Origin of the sequence: Bifidobacterium choerinum (assembly GCF_002761235.1) — a bacterium.
Lineage (GTDB): Bacteria > Actinomycetota > Actinomycetes > Actinomycetales > Bifidobacteriaceae > Bifidobacterium > Bifidobacterium choerinum.
In genome coordinates this window covers 977,634-992,318 of the sequence record NZ_CP018044.1, presented here as the reverse complement: position 1 = coordinate 992,318, position 14,685 = coordinate 977,634, and the positions used below count along the sequence as shown (strand labels likewise).

Sequence of the window (14,685 nt, the reverse complement as noted above, 5' to 3'; positions counted from 1 at the left end):
GAGCAACTTCTCCCGAAACGGCAAGTATGGCCTTCGGCAACCGCGGATTTCCAACGCCGATGAGGCCGGATACCCGCCTACATCGAGGAAGTTGCTCCCCCTCAGCGCAGATAGGCGTCACAGCCGCCGCGCAACGGTCAGCCGAGGACCTTCTTCAGCGTGCGCCTGAGCGCCATGCGCGCACGGCTCACCGGCAGCACGAACTCGCCGACGAGCTCCTCGACATGGCCGTTGAAGCCCTGCTTGAACTCGAGCACGCCGTGGCCTTCGCTGTCCGGATCGTCGAAGACGCCGTCGATGCCGTAGAAGTTGTAGCGCGTGATGCCCTTGTCGAGGCACAGCTTGACCATCGCCTCGTGCTGGATCAATGCGCTCGCATAGAACGGCTTGTACTCCTCGACGCTGCCCGAGTACAGGTAGACGGTCTCGTTCGGATGCGTCACGAACAGCGAGCATGCGGCCGGCAGCATCGCGCCGCGCGCCTTGAGTTCGCGTGCGGCGTCGAGCCGCTTGTGCGCGGCCTTGAGATTGCTCGACTCCTCGTTGTGGCGGCGGCGCAGCTTCGTCGTCTCGCGCTGCGCGAGCTTTTCCCCGAGGCCGGCGACGAGCTCCTCGAGCCGCTGCGCCTTGCGCTGCATCGACGCCTCGTAGGCGGCCGTGTCGATGTAGGCGATGAGGAAATGCGCGCGGTCGCCGAAGGCGTCGGCGAAATCATGGAAGTACTGTTCGCCGCGGTAGGCGAAATGGCGGCGCTGCGCCGTCTGCCGTTCGATGTCGGCGAAGACGTGCAGTTCGTCGGCGCCGACCTCCCTGACGACGACGCCCATCGACCGCGCGCGCTCGATGCTCCACTGCGTGCGCTTCTCATACGACTTGAGCAATGCGTCGGCCGTGTCGTAGGGCGTGAGGTCCTTGACGTACACCCAGCGGTTGATGACGCTGTCGTAGCCGCGGGTGAAGGGCTGATGCTGCCAGCCGAGCCGTTCGAAGGCGCGCAGGTACTCGTCGTGCGGCTCCTCGGTCGGCGTGCCGTCCGAAGCGCGCAGCCGGTAGACGAGGTTCGGCCAGCAGGAGACGCTGATCGCATGGCGGCGCTTCGCGTCGGCGCGGATCGCGTCGCTCATCGCGGCCATCATCGCCGCGTCGTCGGGGTCGCAGACCGGGCCGAGCCAGATCGATCCGGCCATGCCGAAACGGCTCGGCGTGTAGGCGATCATCGCGCCTGCGACGATATGGCCGTCGGCGTCCCTGAGGCCGACCTGCGAGCAGACGGAGCCGTGCTTCGCCGCGAGCGCCGCCATCTGCGAGGTCTGCTGGAAGTCGCCGAGCGGATCGCTGCCGGACAATGCGTCCATCTCCTGCGCCGTCAGCTGCGTCGCCGTCCATCGTCCTTCGTTCGCCTGCGCCGTCTTCCGTGTCGCCATCGTCGTTCCGTCTCCCCTGTGCTGATCCGTGTGCCCATCTGCTGCCATGATTGCCTGTCCGCTGCGCTCGCCGCGTGTCTGCCGCGCGCCGCCGCTCATCCGCGGATGCGGTGCGCGAGCCGTTCGAGCTTGTACACGGCCGGCCGCAGCACGCGCATGAACTCGCCGGGCAGCTCCTCGACGTAGCCGTCGAAGCCCTGCTTGAACTCGAGCACGCCGCGTCCCTCGCTGTCCGGATTATCGAAGACGCCGTCGATGCCGTAGAAGTTGTAGCGCGGCACGCCGCGTTCGACGCACAGGTGCAGCATCGCCTCGTACTGGATCAGGGCGCTCGCGTAGAACGGCTTGTACTCTTCGACGCTGCCGGAGAACAGGTAGACGGTCTCCTGCGGCACCGTCACGAACATCGACGCGGCGACCGGGATGAATCGGCCGCGTTCGAGCAATGTGGCCGCCTCCTCGTAGCGTTTCGTCGCCGCGGCGAGGTTGTTCGACTCCTCGTTGTGCCGGCGGCGCAGCTTCGTCGTCTCGCGCTGCGCGAGCTTCGCGTCGAGATCGTCGACGAGCTTCTGCAGATCGTCGCGCTTGCGCTGCATCGCGTCATGGTAGGCCTGCGTGTTGATCTGCGCGACGAGGAAATGCACGTCGTCGCCGAAGGCCTTCGCGAACCTGCGGAAGTACTGTTCGCCGCGGTATTCGAAATGGCGGCGTTCCGCCGTCTGCCGCTCGATCGACGCGAAGACGCCGAGTTCGTCGGGGCCGACGCGGCGCACTTCGACGCCCATCGACTGCGCGCGCTTGACGCTCCACTGCGTGCGTTTGCTGAAGGTCTTCAGCAGCGCCGCACCGTCGGCGACGCCGTCGAGGTCCTTGAGGAAACGCCAGCGCGGCACCGCCGTGTAGCCGCGCGTGAAGCCGCCGTGCGCCATGCCGGCGGCCTTGAGGTCGGCCATCATCGCCGTGTCGGGCTCGCCGGTCTGTCCCGGCAGCGGCTCGCCCTGCGCGTCGCGCAGACGGTACGGCTGTTCGGGCGTGATGTCGAGATGCACGGCGTGGCGGCGGCGCTTCGCCATCGCGGCGATGTGGTCGATGAGGAAGACGGTCAGTTCGCGGTCGTCGAGGTCGCACAGCGGGCCGTCGGCGATCGTGCTGAAGGCGGTCAGGCCGGAGCCGTGCGTGGCGACGAGCGCCGCCGCGACGACCGCGCCGTGCTCGCGCACGCCGACGTAGTCGATCGTCTGCCCTTGGGCGACCCTGAGGTCGGCCATCATCACGGTCTGCTGGAAATTGCCGTGCCGGGCGTGCGCCGCGAAACCGGCGAACTCGTCACGGGTCAGATCGGCGAACACGAACTGCCGCATCACAAAACCTCCACTCATCGGCGCCTGTGGGCGCCGTACTGCAGCGCGCGCTGCACCATCGGAATCATCGAAATCATCGGACGGACGAGCGGCGTACGACGCCGCCGCGACCGGACTACAGCAGCGCCTCGATCGCCGGCACGAGCGCGCGCAGCGCCTTGCCGCGGTGCGAGATCGCGTTCTTCTGCTCGGGCGTCATCTGCGCGCTCGTCAGCAGCTCGCCGCTCGCGACCGCCTCGGCCGGCTGGTCGTCGGGCATGAAGATCGGGTCGTAGCCGAAGCCGTTCGTGCCGTGCGGCGCGCGCACGATCGTGCCGGCCATCTCGCCGAGCACGACGGTCTCCTGCGCGTCCTCGAGGCCGTCGCCGTCATCGATGTCGTCGCCGGATGCGGCGTCGAAGTCAGCCGTGTCCTCCTCGTCGGCCACCGGCGCGACGAGCGCGGCGGCGCAGCGGAAGCGCGCGGTGCGGTCGTCGTCCTGGATGTCCTCGATCTGCGCGAGCAGCAGACGGTTGTTGGCCTCGTCGTTGCCGTGCTCGCCGCTCCAACGCGCCGACAGGATGCCCGGCGCGTTGCCCATGACGTCGACGATCAGCCCCGAGTCGTCGGCGATCGCCGGCAAGCCGGTGCGCAGCGCGACGAAGCGCGCCTTGAGCAGCGCGTTCGCCTCGAAGGTGACGCCGGTCTCCACCGGGTCGGACAGTCCGAGGCTGCCTGCGGACACCAGTTCGATCTCGTCGGCGCGATCGCCGAGCCGTTCGGCGAGAATGGCGCGGATCTCCACGAGTTTGCCTTCGTTATGCGTCGCCACGACGATCTTCATGGCGCTCCTTTCCTGCGGTATCTGCGGTATTCAAACGATGGTGGTCAGGTACGGGCGGCGGCTGCGGCGCAGCCGCTCACTCAGCGTCAAGCTCCTCGAGCGCGGCGCGCTGCGCGGCCTGCAGCTCGCGGTTGCCCTTCGTCGCCAGGTCGAGCAACACATTAAGTTCGTCGCGGGAGAACGGACGGTGCTCGGCGGTGCCCTGGATCTCGATGAACTCGCCCGAGCCGGTCATCGCGACGTTCATGTCGGTCATCGCGCGGCTGTCCTCGAGATACGGCAGGTCGAGCATCGGACGGCCGTCGATGACGCCGACCGACACTGCGGAGACGCTGTCCTTGAGCACGCGCTTCGCGCTGCGGATGCGGCGGTTCTTCTGCGCCCAGCGCAACGCGTCGACCATCGCGACGTACGCGCCGGTGATCGACGCGGTGCGTGTGCCGCCGTCGGCCTGCAGCACGTCGCAGTCGAGCTGGATCTGGTTCTCGCCGAGCGCCTTCATGTCGACGACGCCGCGCAGGCAGCGGCCGATCAGGCGACTGATCTCGTGCGTGCGGCCGCCGACCTTGCCGCGCACCGATTCGCGGTCGGTGCGTTCGGCGGTGGCGCGCGGCAGCATCGAATACTCGGCCGTCACCCAGCCGAGACCGCTGTCCTTGCGCCAGCGCGGCACGCCCTGCGTGAACGTGGCCGTGCACATGACGCGCGTGTTGCCGCATTCGATGAGCACCGAGCCCTCCGGGACGTCGGTGAACGCGCGCGTGATGCGTACCGGCCGCAGCTCATCGCTCTGCCGCCCGTCGGGGCGGATGACGGTGGTCGAACTGATCATGTCCTTGATTTCCATGCTGTGGCTTCCTTCGGATTGCCTGTGCGGCGGCGGCGCGCGACGGCGCGACGACGTGTTCGCTGTACTTCGTTACCGATGATAGCCGCATATGCGGCCGCCGCCATGCTCGCGGCTACGCCGTTTTGCCGCCGGCGGGCGCGCGCGCCGGCATCGCGCGGTCGATGATGCACACGAGCGCGCCGACGACGAGGAACGCGGCGACGATCTTGAGGCATGCAACGCCGAAGTTCACCCAGCCGATCGACGGCAGATCGAGGAACGCATACGGATACGGGCTGCCGCCGACGCCGGGGCCGACGCCGTGCGGCCACCACCATGCGCGTGCGAGCACGAAGACCAGATACAGCGGCGGGTAGATGAGCCACAGCAGCGGATAGGTCGGCTTGTAGCGGCGGTGGACGTCGAAGACGAGAAAATCGATGACGACCATGACCGGCACGATGCGGTGCAGCATCGTGTTCGTCATGATGCCGAGGATCTGCGGCACATAACGAGGATCGTCGGGTGGCATCATGAAGAACGCGACAAGCGCGACGACGATCGCATAGGTCGTCGCCATCCCCTTGAGCCACGCCGGCGGCTGTTCGCCGTGCACGAGCGATGCGGCGCCCGCCCACAGCATGACGAAGGCGATGAGCGCGCCGGTCTGGAACGTGAAGTACACCCAACGGTTCGGTATCGTCCACGCTTCGGACGTGCCCATGATACATAGCGCGGCGATCGCCAGCCGCCAGATTCCCGCAATGAAACGCATGTCCCCAGCATACCGGCAGCGCCGTGCACCGCGGGCGCGCGCCGGACGCCTCACGATATGGGCGCATGCCGCCCGTTGCCGCGGCGCCCGACTACTGTGGTGCGCAACATACGCCCGTTCGCGCCATCCGCGCGGGGCATCCTGAAGGATCCAAGGAGAGAGTTCCCATGGTCGACTACAACCCGGTCCTGATGACCGACATGTACGAGTACACGATGCTCGACGCGACGCTGCAGGATGGCACCGCGTCTCGCGACTGCGTGTTCGAGGTCTTCACGCGCCACCTTCCCGAAGGCCGCCGCTACGGCGTCGTCGCCGGCACCGGCCGGCTGCTCGACGCGCTCGCCGACTTCCACTTCGCCGACGAGGACCTGAAGTTCCTGCGCGACCGCCATATCGTCAACAAGGAGACAGTCGACTGGCTCGAACATTTCGCATTCCACGGCTCGATCCGCGGCTACCGCGAAGGCGAAATGTACTTCCCGAACTCGCCGATCCTGCAGGTCGAGGGTTCGTTCGGCGAATGCACGCTGCTCGAAACGCTGATCCTGTCGATCCTCAACTACGATTCCGCAGTCGCGGCGGCCGCTTCGCGCATGACGTCGGCCGCGAAGAACCGCCCGTGCATGGACATGGGCGGACGACGCACGAACGAGTGGGCGGCCGTCGCCGCCGCACGCGCGTCGATCGTCGGCGGATTCCAGGGCACCGCGAATCTGCTCGCCGCGAAACTCTACGACCTGACGGCGATCGGCACGGCCGCGCACTGCTTCACGCTCGTGCACGACAGCGAGCGCGCCGCGTTCGAATCGCAGATCGCCGCGCTCGGCAGGAACACGACGCTGCTCGTCGACACCTACAACATCGAGGAGGCGGTCAAGACCGCCGTCGAGGTCGCCGGCCCCGAGCTCGGCGGCGTGCGCATCGACTCGGGCGACCTCGCGTCGCTCGCGCAGCGCGTACGCAACCAGCTCGACGCGCTCGGCGCCGTCAACACGAAGATCACGGTCACGAACGACCTCGACGAGTACGCGATCGCGTCGCTGCAGACGGCGCCGGTCGACTCGTACGGCGTCGGCACGCAGCTCGTCACCGGCTCCGGCGCGCCGACCTGCGCGATGGTGTACAAGCTCACCGAACGCGCCGGCGACGACGGCACGATGGTGCCGGTCGCGAAGAAGTCGACAAACAAGGCGACGGTGCCCGGCCGCAAGCTCGCGTTCCGCTCCTACGAATACTCGCTCGCCGACTGCGAGCACGTCATCTCCGGCACGAAGGAGCAGCTCGACACGTTCACGCCCGAGGAGGGCTGGCAGGACCTGCTCGTCGACTTCGTCGACCACGGCCAGATCGACGACCAGTGGCGCGGCCATGACGCGATCATCAACGCGCGCACGCACCACGAGGAGGCGCTCAAATCGCTGCCGATCACCGCGCAGTCGCTGATGCGCGGCGACCCGGTGATCCCGACGCAGACGATCGTCCTGCCGCAGTAGGCGGCTGTAGTGGCAATGGGTGTGGCGGCGATTTATGGGTGAGGCACCTGCAGACTGCCGCCGCAGCAGCCACCAACGGCATTCCATGGGTGACACACCTACAGACTGCCGCCGCAGCAGCCACCAGCGGCAGTATCGGGGCACCGTTACAATGGGGGCAGCCATTACCAACCATCCAAGACAGCGAGGTCACGATGTTCGAAGCCACCGACAGCTACACACCCGATCCGACGCGCTACGAGTCGATGGAGTACCGGCGCTGCGGCGTCAGCGGCCTCAGACTGCCGCGCATCGCGCTCGGCCTGTGGCACAACTTCGGCGACGACACGCCGCCGGCGAACATGCGCGCGACGATTCGCACGGCCTTCGACAACGGCGTCACCTACTTCGACCTCGCCAACAACTACGGCCCCGAACCCGGCGCCGCCGAGCGCAACTTCGGCCGCATCCTGCGCGCCGACCTGGCCGCGCACCGCGACGAACTCGTCGTCGCGACGAAGGCCGGCTTTGAGATGTGGGACGGCCCCTACGGCCGCGGCGGCAGCCGCAAATACCTGCTGAACAGCCTCGACGACTCGCTCACCCGCCTCGGCCTCGACTACGTCGACGTCTTCTACCACCACTGCATGGATCCGGACACGCCGCTCGAGGAGTCGATGGGCGCGCTCGCGACCGCCGTGAGCAGCGGCAAGGCGCTCTACGTGGGCCTGTCGAACTACGACGGCGCGACGATGGAGCGTGCGATGGGCATCCTCGCCGACCTGCATGTGCCGTTCATCGTCAACCAGAACCGCTACAACATCTTCGACCGCACAATCGAGCACAACGGACTCAAGGAGACCGGCGCGCGTCTCGGCCGCGGCCTCGTCACGTTCTCGCCGCTCGACCAGGGCCTGCTCACCGACCGCTACCTCCACGGCATCCCCGCCGACAGCCGCATCGCGCGCGACGGTCGCTTCCTGCAGGCGAGCGCGCTCACCGACGAACGCATGCGGCAGATCCGCGGCCTCAACGAGCTCGCCGCGCAGCGCGGCCAGTCGCTTGCCGAGATGTCGCTCGCGTGGCTGCTGCACGATCCGGCGGTGACGACGGTGCTCGTCGGAGCGTCGCGTCCCGCCCAGCTGCTCGACGACATCGCCGCGCTCGACAACACCGATTTCACCGACGACGAGCTCGCGCGCATCGATGCGCTATCCCTCTGAACGAAGGAAAACGCTCCTCCTCAGCGGCGAATACCACGGCGACACGCCAATGGTTTTGCGCTGAGGAGGAGCGTTTTCCTTGAGAATCGGGTTTAGAACTTGTTGCCGTACTCCGCGTAGATGCGCTTGCACTCGGGGCAGATCGGGTAGTCCGCCGGGTTGCGCTTCGGCACCCACACCTTGCCGCACAGCGCGACGACCGGCCGTCCGGTCAGCCTCGATTCCTCGATGCGTTCCCGGGAGACGTAGTGCGCGAAGCGGTCGGCGTCCCCGTTGTCGCTGCGTTGCGCCTGCTCCTCCTCGGCCGGCCGTTCGAGCACCGTCGTGCCGGTGCTCGTGTCCGGCTCGGTCTGCGTGAGCGGATCGGCCTCGTCGAGCGCCCCCGCGTTCCTCCACTGTCCGAGCTGTTCGAACTGTTCGATTAATGCTTCCATGATTGTTCTCCGTTCCGCGGCGCACCCCGCGCGACGCGTCCAGTGCGTTGGTGCGTCCATGATATCGCACGCGCCCGCGCGCATCGCGGACCTGCGCCCCGTCTGACCAACCGCGCGCCGCCGATGCGCATTCCCGCGGCTTTTTCGCGAAACGCGGCTCGAAAACCCCACGTGTCGCTACTCTTGTACATATGACTATTGCTGTATGCCCCGGATCGTACGATCCGATCACCGACGGCCACCTTGACGTCATCCGGCGCTGCGCGCGCCTGTTCGACGTCGTGCATGTCGTCGTCGCCGTGAACGCCGCGAAGACGCCGCTGTTCACCGAGGAGGAGCGCGTCGACATCATCCGCCACACATTGGGGCCCGACGACACGAACATCGTCGTCAGTTCCACCGACGGCCTGATCACCGACTACTGCGAGAAGGTCGGCGCGACCGTCATCGTCAAGGGTCTGCGGCAGAACGGCGACTACGAGGCCGAGCTGGGCATGGCGCTCGTCAACCGCAAGCTCGCCGGCATCGAGACGATGTTCCTGCCGGCCGACCCGGTGCTCGAGCACATCTCGAGCTCCGTCGTCAAGGACGTCGCACGCCACGGCGGCGACGTGCGCGGCATGGTCCCCGACTACGTCGCCGAAAAGCTCAACGTCGCGCTCGGGGCGGCGCACGACTGACGATGGCTGCACACCCACGCATGGAAGAAGGACGACAATGACGGACGAGACACCGGTCGACGACACCGACGAGCACATTCCCGCGAACGCGCGCGGCCGCGCGACCTTCAACATGAGCGACCTGCCCGACCTGCGCGACCATCAGGACGGCGACGCGCAGCAGCCGACGCGCGAGCAGGAGGAGTTCACGACCGTCTACGACACGATCGACGCGATGGAACGCACGCTCAACGAGGCGAAGGGCACGATGTTCTCGCCGACGCTCGTGAAGATCGACCGCGAGGACTTCCTCGACCAGCTGCAGTCGCTCAAGGCGATGCTGCCGGTGCAGCTCGAACGCGCGTCCGCGCTGATGCGCGAGGCGGAGCGCCGCCTCGAAGGCGCGCAGTCGCAAGCGAACGTGATCATCACCTCCGCGCAGAGCCGCGCCGCCGACATGATCCGCGACGCGAACGACCAGGTGCAGTTCCTGACGAGCCAGGAGAACATCACGCAGCTGGCGCGCGAGAAGGCGACGCAGATGCTCAACAAGGCGCAGCACACCTCCGACCGGCTCACGCAGGGCGCCGACCGCTATTGCATCGGCGTCATGAACGATCTGCAGGAGCAGCTCGACAAGCTCAAGCGTGACGTCGCCGGCGGCCTGCAGGTGCTCGAGGACCGTCAGCAGAAGGCCGCGCAGAACGTGCCGCACATCTCCGACGATGACTACCCGGAGGCGTGACGCGCCGTCGCGCGCGGCGGCGGACGCCGGGAATCGCGCGGCGGCCGACGGAGGAATAAACGTTTCCGATCGGCGATTGGTCGAAGCGGATACGTCTGCGCCGACGTGCGGAGACGCGACCGTGCGCGGACGACGCAGACGACGAGAACGACAGACACAGCAATCAGAAAAGAGGAACGCATGGCACGTGTGCAGTACACGGATTGGACGGTGCCGGTCGCACAGGTCGGCTCGCATGCGGGGCAGCAGATGCCGCTCGACCGCGTCTTCCCGGCGCCGTCGGGCATCGGCGACGACATCGTCGGCGTCACCGAGGGCGCCGACGTCCACGTCAACGGACAATTCGACTCGATCGTCGACGGACTGATCTTCACCGGCACCTTCACGGCGCCGGTGCACGCCGTGTGCTCACGCTGCGACACGCCGCTCGACGACGACTGGAGCGAACAGGTGACGGCGTTCTTCCCCTACGAGGAGGAACAGTCGGAATCGAAGGGCGGCAAGGGCAGGAAGCAGGACGAGGACGTCGAGATCATCGCCGGCGAGGACGAGGCCGAGAACGTCTATCCGCTGATGGACAACGGATCCTTCGCCGACCTCGAGGCGCTGATCCGCGACACCTTCGTCGACGCGCTGCCGCTGCAGCCGCTGTGCCGCCCCGACTGCAGGGGCCTGTGCCCGCAGTGCGGCATCGACCTCAACGAGTATCCCGACCACCATCACGAGACGACCGACATCCGCTTCGCCGGCCTCGAGGCGCTCAAGGCGCGGCTCGAGGCGGCCGAAGGCAGCGCGGACGGCGAGTAGGCGGGGCACTGCGTCGTCCATGGCCGGCGTGCGGCGCAGACGACACGCGTCGCAGTCGCCACGCGGTACGCATGCGCAGCCGCGTGCGTCGCACTTGTACAACCGATGCGTTAGACTGCTGAACGCTTAAGCTCAATTGTTCGATCGAATAGAGGAAACAAACTATGGCACTGCCAAAGTACAAGATGTCGCGCGCCAACACGCGTACGCGTCGCGCTAACTGGAAGACCAAGGCCGTCCCGACGATCAGCTGCCCGAACTGCGGCGCTCCGACGATGGCTCACATGGCCTGCCCGACCTGCGGTTCCTACCGCGGCCGCGTCTATCGCGAGGCCATCCGCAGCACCTACTCGCGCTGAGTCAAGGATCGCCGACTAAACGCATAACACGAAAAACGCTCTGCCATCGACGGGTGGCAGGGCGTTTTTCGTTCCCTTAGCCTGCGCACGGCGCCGACTACTATGGCGGACATGACCAACCATGTGACCGTAACCATCGACGACACCAATCCCGCGCATCCGCTACTGGAGGCGCTCGGCACGACGCTGCAGCCGGATCTGCTCGTCGAGGCACTCACCCACCGTTCCTTCTCCCATGAGCATCCGGACGCGAAGAACTACGAACGTCTCGAGTTCCTCGGCGACGCCGTTCTCGAACTCGTCGTCACCGAAACGCTGTTCACCGCGCATCCGGACATGACCGAAGGCCAGCTCGCGAAGATCCGCGCGAAGGCCGTCTCCGAGGACGCGCTGTCCGCGATCGCCCGCACGAAGCTCAACGCGAGCCCGTACATCCTGCTCGGCCACGGCGAGCTCGAGCAGGGCGGCGCCGAGAAAAGCTCGATCCTGTGCGACATCGTCGAATCGCTGATCGGCGCGACCTTCGTCGAATACGGCATCGACGGCGCGCGCGAGGTCGTCCACCGTCTCGTCGACGGCACGCTCGCCGAAGTCGCGAGCGAGGGACCCGCGCTCGACTGGAAGACGTCGCTCACCGTGAAGGCGCATCAGCTGGGCTTGGGCGAGCCGCGCTACCAGATGTCGGTCGGCGGCCCCGAATACGCGCAGCAGTTCACGGCGCGCGCGATGCTCGGCGACAGCGACGACGTCGTCGGCATCGGCCACGGCACGAGCAAGCGCAAGGCGCAGCTCGCCGCCGCCGAACAGGCATGGAAGAACCTCGACGCCGCGCAGACGGCCGTCGACGACGACGCGGCGAACGGCGACTGATCGGCGCGGACGGCCGGACGTCGCATCGCGAACGGAATCGGCGCAGGCTGCACCCGTCATGTTCGCAAACGGTACCGTTTGCGAACATGACGGGTGCGCTATTGGTCCCATGACAGTCGCCAAGCGGCAACCTCGTGAACGCTGCGGGTGCGATCCGCGCCGATTCCGTTCGCGTAGGCACGATGTTGCGAACGTGACGGGTGCAGTCCGCGCATGCGACGGTCGCGGATGGACGCCGCCATCGGCCGGCTGTCCGAAAAAACATTCATCATTCGGTCATGACCGCGGCCATACGACCCTTTTCCATTAGGATGACGTGGACAACCAGCAGACACAACCTAGGAAAAGGGAGGGATCAGCAGTGTCACCTACACCCCTGCAGGCGTTCAGCGGCGTGACGAAACCCGCCGCGGCCCATCACAAGCATGCGGTCACTGAAGGCGAGAAGATGACGGGTGCGCAGGCGCTCGTCCGCGCTCTTGAGGATCTGGGTGTCAAGGACGTCTTCGGCGTCCCCGGTGGCGCGATCCTGCCCGTCTACGACGCCATCAACGAGGACACGCGCTTCCGCTTCATCCTCGCACGCCACGAACAGGCAGCAGGACACGCGGCCGAAGGATACGCCGTCGCCACCGGCGAGGTCGGCGTGTGCATCGTCACATCGGGCCCCGGCGCGACGAACGTCATCACGGCGATCGCCGACGCGAACATGGACTCGATCCCGATGATCGTCATCACCGGGCAGGTCGGCGTCAACTCGATCGGCACCGACGCGTTCCAGGAGGCGGACATCGTCGGCGCGACGTACCCGGTCTCCAAGCATTCGTACCTCGTCACGAGCGCGCAGGACGTGCCGCGCGTGCTCGCCGAAGCGCACTACATCGCGCGTTCCGGCCGCCCCGGACCGGTCGTCGTCGACCTGACGAAGACCGCGCAGAACGAGGAGATGTACTACACGTGGCCGCAGCGTATGATCCTGCCCGGCTACAATCCGACGACCGAGGCGCACGGCCGCGTGCTGACGACGGCCGCCGAGCTGTTCCAGCGTTCGTTCCGCCCGGTGCTCTACGTCGGCGGCGGCGCCGTGCGTTCCGACGCCGGCGACGAGATCAAGGCGCTCGCCGACCTCACCGGCGCGCCGATCGTCACGACGCTGCCGGCGCGCGGCATCGTCTCCGACGACGACCCCGCCGTGCTCGGCATGCTCGGCATGCACGGCACGATCGCGGCGACCGGCGCCGTGCAGCGCTCCGACCTGCTCGTCGCGATCGGCGCGCGCTTCGACGACCGCGTCACCGGCAAGCTCGAGGCCTTCGCCCCCGGCGCACGCGTCATCCACATCGACATCGATCCGGCGGAGATCGGCAAGAACCGCGTCGCCGACGTGCCGATCGTCGGCGACGTCAAGACGGTGCTCCAGGCGCTGATCCCGCAGATCGAACAGCTGCACTCCGAATACGGCAAGCCGGATCTGAGCACATGGTGGAAGCTGCTCAACAAGTGGGTCGAGCAGTATCCGGTGCGCTACGACGAGCCGACGGATGGCACGCTCGCGCCGCAGTGGGTCGTCGAGCAGCTCTCCGAAGCGGCCGATCCAGACACGATCTGGGTCTCCGGCGTCGGTCAGCATCAGATGTGGGCGACGCAGTTCATCAAATTCCGCAAGCCGCACCAGTGGATCTCCTCGGGCGGTCTCGGCACGATGGGCTTCGGTCTGCCGGCGGCGATCGGCGCGGCGGTCGGCTCGCAGCGCTACTTCGACGGCAAGAAGCCGGTGTGGCTCATCGACGGCGACGGCTCGTTCCAGATGACGAGCGAGGAGCTCGCGACGGCCTTCCTCGAAGGCACGCCGGTCAAGATCGCGCTGCTCAACAATTCGGTGTACGGCATGGTGCGCCAGTGGCAGACGCTGTTCTACGACAAGCACTATTCGGCGACGATCCTGCACGAGGAGGACAAGACCGGTCTCGTCGGCTGCCCCGACTTCGTCAAGCTCGCCGAGGCCTACGGCTGCGTCGGCCTGCGTGCACGCACGAAGGAAGAGGCCGTCGAATGCATCCGCAAGGCCAACGAGATCAACGACCGTCCGGTGCTCATCGACTTCCACGTCTGGAAGGACGCGATGGTGTGGCCGATGGTCGCCGCCGGCGATTCGAACAACAACGTCACGTACATGCCGGGCGTCAAGCCGCTGCTCAACCCAACCGGCGACGTGAGGCTGGACGACGCGGATGACATGTCCGCGGCCGACGAGAACGAAGAGAACTGAGAGGAGCACCGTCATGGCATCGTATCCTGCATCCCAGCCGGGAGCCAAGCGCCACACACTGTCCGTGCTCGTGGAGAACCGCCCGGGCGTGCTCGCACGCATCGCCGGCCTGTTCGCGCGGCGCGCGTTCAACATCAACTCGCTGTCCGTCTCGCCGACCGAACGTCCCGATATCTCCCGCGTCACCGTGACGGCGGAGGTGGATGAGGTGCCGCTCGAGCAGATCATCAAGCAGCTCAACAAGCTGTTGCATGTGCTCAAGATCGTCGACCTCGACCCGGAGACGACGGTCGAACGCGAACTCGTGCTCATCAAGGTCGCCGCCGACGAATCCAACCGCTCCGACGTCCTCGAGATCGTGCGCCTCTTCCGCGTGCGCGTCGTCGACGTCAACCCGGAGTCGCTGACGATCGAGGCCACCGGCGCGGGAGGCAAGATCGACGCGCTGCTCGGTCTGCTCGACCACTACGGCATCATCGAGCTCGTGCGTTCCGGCGCCGTCGCGATGAGCCGCGGCCCGCGCGCGCTGAGCGAAAAGGTCATCGGCTCGGAGATCACCGGCCGCTGACGTACCAGCTTCCCGATGTGGGGGTGGCGATTCATGCGAATCGCCACCCCCACATCGCGTATTG

At 66.9% G+C, this 14,685-nt stretch carries 15 protein-coding genes; 9 read left to right on the top strand and 6 right to left on the bottom strand.

The annotated features are described in order from the left end of the window. Positions 1 to 137: 137 nt before the first annotated feature. The 5 genes from BcFMB_RS03830 to BcFMB_RS03810 form a co-directional block, all read right to left on the bottom strand. Positions 138 to 1,424: an aminoacyltransferase gene (locus BcFMB_RS03830; protein ID WP_024541070.1), complete on the bottom strand. Its 1,287-nt coding sequence runs from the start codon at positions 1,422 to 1,424 to the stop codon at positions 138 to 140. A gap of 95 nt (positions 1,425 to 1,519) precedes the next feature. After that, positions 1,520 to 2,785: a peptidoglycan bridge formation glycyltransferase FemA/FemB family protein gene (locus BcFMB_RS03825; RefSeq protein WP_099721100.1), complete on the bottom strand. Its 1,266-nt coding sequence runs from the start codon at positions 2,783 to 2,785 to the stop codon at positions 1,520 to 1,522. 115 nt (positions 2,786 to 2,900) lie between these two features. After that, positions 2,901 to 3,608, bottom strand: coding sequence for a non-canonical purine NTP pyrophosphatase (locus BcFMB_RS03820; RefSeq protein ID WP_024541072.1), 708 nt, complete (start codon positions 3,606 to 3,608; stop codon positions 2,901 to 2,903). A 76-nt stretch (positions 3,609 to 3,684) separates the two neighbouring features. Then, positions 3,685 to 4,455, bottom strand: a complete 771-nt coding sequence (rph, locus tag BcFMB_RS03815) for a ribonuclease PH (RefSeq protein ID WP_024541073.1) — start codon at positions 4,453 to 4,455, stop codon at positions 3,685 to 3,687. A 115-nt stretch (positions 4,456 to 4,570) separates the two neighbouring features. Beyond that, complete coding sequence (locus tag BcFMB_RS03810; protein ID WP_099721099.1) at positions 4,571 to 5,212, bottom strand: Pr6Pr family membrane protein; 642 nt, start codon at positions 5,210 to 5,212, stop codon at positions 4,571 to 4,573. A gap of 167 nt (positions 5,213 to 5,379) precedes the next feature. Between BcFMB_RS03810 and BcFMB_RS03805 the strand changes: the two genes are divergently transcribed. Beyond that, the gene (locus BcFMB_RS03805; RefSeq protein ID WP_024541075.1) at positions 5,380 to 6,708 is read left to right on the top strand and encodes a nicotinate phosphoribosyltransferase; all 1,329 of its coding nucleotides are present in this window, start codon (positions 5,380 to 5,382) and stop codon (positions 6,706 to 6,708) included. A gap of 194 nt (positions 6,709 to 6,902) precedes the next feature. Beyond that, entirely contained in the window at positions 6,903 to 7,910 is a 1,008-nt protein-coding gene (locus tag BcFMB_RS03800; RefSeq protein ID WP_024541595.1) for an aldo/keto reductase, read from the top strand. A 92-nt stretch (positions 7,911 to 8,002) separates the two neighbouring features. On the opposite strand, the gene BcFMB_RS03795 is transcribed toward BcFMB_RS03800, so the two are convergent. After that, entirely contained in the window at positions 8,003 to 8,344 is a 342-nt protein-coding gene (locus tag BcFMB_RS03795) for a DUF3039 domain-containing protein (RefSeq protein ID WP_024541596.1), read from the bottom strand. Positions 8,345 to 8,535: 191 nt separating this feature from the next. Between BcFMB_RS03795 and coaD the strand changes: the two genes are divergently transcribed. From coaD to ilvN, 7 genes are all read left to right on the top strand, one after another. After that, positions 8,536 to 9,024 carry a pantetheine-phosphate adenylyltransferase gene (coaD, locus tag BcFMB_RS03790; RefSeq protein WP_024541597.1) on the top strand — a complete coding sequence of 163 codons (489 nt, stop codon included), beginning with the start codon at positions 8,536 to 8,538 and terminating at the stop codon, positions 9,022 to 9,024. A gap of 37 nt (positions 9,025 to 9,061) precedes the next feature. Further along, entirely contained in the window at positions 9,062 to 9,748 is a 687-nt protein-coding gene (locus BcFMB_RS03785; protein WP_099721098.1) for an ATP synthase subunit B family protein, read from the top strand. Between the two features lie 180 nt (positions 9,749 to 9,928). Continuing rightward, complete coding sequence (locus tag BcFMB_RS03780) at positions 9,929 to 10,555, top strand: YceD family protein (protein WP_099721097.1); 627 nt, start codon at positions 9,929 to 9,931, stop codon at positions 10,553 to 10,555. Positions 10,556 to 10,719: 164 nt separating this feature from the next. After that, the gene (gene rpmF / locus BcFMB_RS03775) at positions 10,720 to 10,914 is read left to right on the top strand and encodes a 50S ribosomal protein L32 (protein ID WP_024541600.1); all 195 of its coding nucleotides are present in this window, start codon (positions 10,720 to 10,722) and stop codon (positions 10,912 to 10,914) included. 102 nt (positions 10,915 to 11,016) lie between these two features. Beyond that, positions 11,017 to 11,784, top strand: coding sequence for a ribonuclease III (gene rnc, locus BcFMB_RS03770; protein ID WP_418215003.1), 768 nt, complete (start codon positions 11,017 to 11,019; stop codon positions 11,782 to 11,784). A 361-nt stretch (positions 11,785 to 12,145) separates the two neighbouring features. Then, positions 12,146 to 14,053, top strand: coding sequence for an acetolactate synthase large subunit (locus BcFMB_RS03765; protein ID WP_024541602.1), 1,908 nt, complete (start codon positions 12,146 to 12,148; stop codon positions 14,051 to 14,053). A gap of 13 nt (positions 14,054 to 14,066) precedes the next feature. Beyond that, positions 14,067 to 14,621, top strand: a complete 555-nt coding sequence (gene ilvN, locus BcFMB_RS03760; RefSeq protein ID WP_024541603.1) for an acetolactate synthase small subunit — start codon at positions 14,067 to 14,069, stop codon at positions 14,619 to 14,621. Positions 14,622 to 14,685 lie beyond the last annotated feature (64 nt).

What these genes read in the sequence shown, in the direction of transcription:
- BcFMB_RS03825 (WP_099721100.1), bottom strand. Translation starts at nt 2,785, where the DNA reads ATGCGGCAGTTCGTGTTCGCCGATCTGACCCGTGACGAGTTCGCCGGT.
- BcFMB_RS03810 (WP_099721099.1), bottom strand. Translation starts at nt 5,212, where the DNA reads ATGCGTTTCATTGCGGGAATCTGGCGGCTGGCGATCGCCGCGCTATGT.
- rnc (WP_418215003.1), top strand. Translation starts at nt 11,017, where the DNA reads ATGGCGGACATGACCAACCATGTGACCGTAACCATCGACGACACCAAT.
- BcFMB_RS03785 (WP_099721098.1), top strand. Translation starts at nt 9,062, where the DNA reads ATGACGGACGAGACACCGGTCGACGACACCGACGAGCACATTCCCGCG.
- BcFMB_RS03820 (WP_024541072.1), bottom strand. Translation starts at nt 3,608, where the DNA reads ATGAAGATCGTCGTGGCGACGCATAACGAAGGCAAACTCGTGGAGATC.
- rpmF (WP_024541600.1), top strand. Translation starts at nt 10,720, where the DNA reads ATGGCACTGCCAAAGTACAAGATGTCGCGCGCCAACACGCGTACGCGT.
- ilvN (WP_024541603.1), top strand. Translation starts at nt 14,067, where the DNA reads ATGGCATCGTATCCTGCATCCCAGCCGGGAGCCAAGCGCCACACACTG.
- BcFMB_RS03780 (WP_099721097.1), top strand. Translation starts at nt 9,929, where the DNA reads ATGGCACGTGTGCAGTACACGGATTGGACGGTGCCGGTCGCACAGGTC.
- BcFMB_RS03805 (WP_024541075.1), top strand. Translation starts at nt 5,380, where the DNA reads ATGGTCGACTACAACCCGGTCCTGATGACCGACATGTACGAGTACACG.
- rph (WP_024541073.1), bottom strand. Translation starts at nt 4,455, where the DNA reads ATGGAAATCAAGGACATGATCAGTTCGACCACCGTCATCCGCCCCGAC.
- coaD (WP_024541597.1), top strand. Translation starts at nt 8,536, where the DNA reads ATGACTATTGCTGTATGCCCCGGATCGTACGATCCGATCACCGACGGC.
- BcFMB_RS03800 (WP_024541595.1), top strand. Translation starts at nt 6,903, where the DNA reads ATGTTCGAAGCCACCGACAGCTACACACCCGATCCGACGCGCTACGAG.
- BcFMB_RS03795 (WP_024541596.1), bottom strand. Translation starts at nt 8,344, where the DNA reads ATGGAAGCATTAATCGAACAGTTCGAACAGCTCGGACAGTGGAGGAAC.
- BcFMB_RS03830 (WP_024541070.1), bottom strand. Translation starts at nt 1,424, where the DNA reads ATGGCGACACGGAAGACGGCGCAGGCGAACGAAGGACGATGGACGGCG.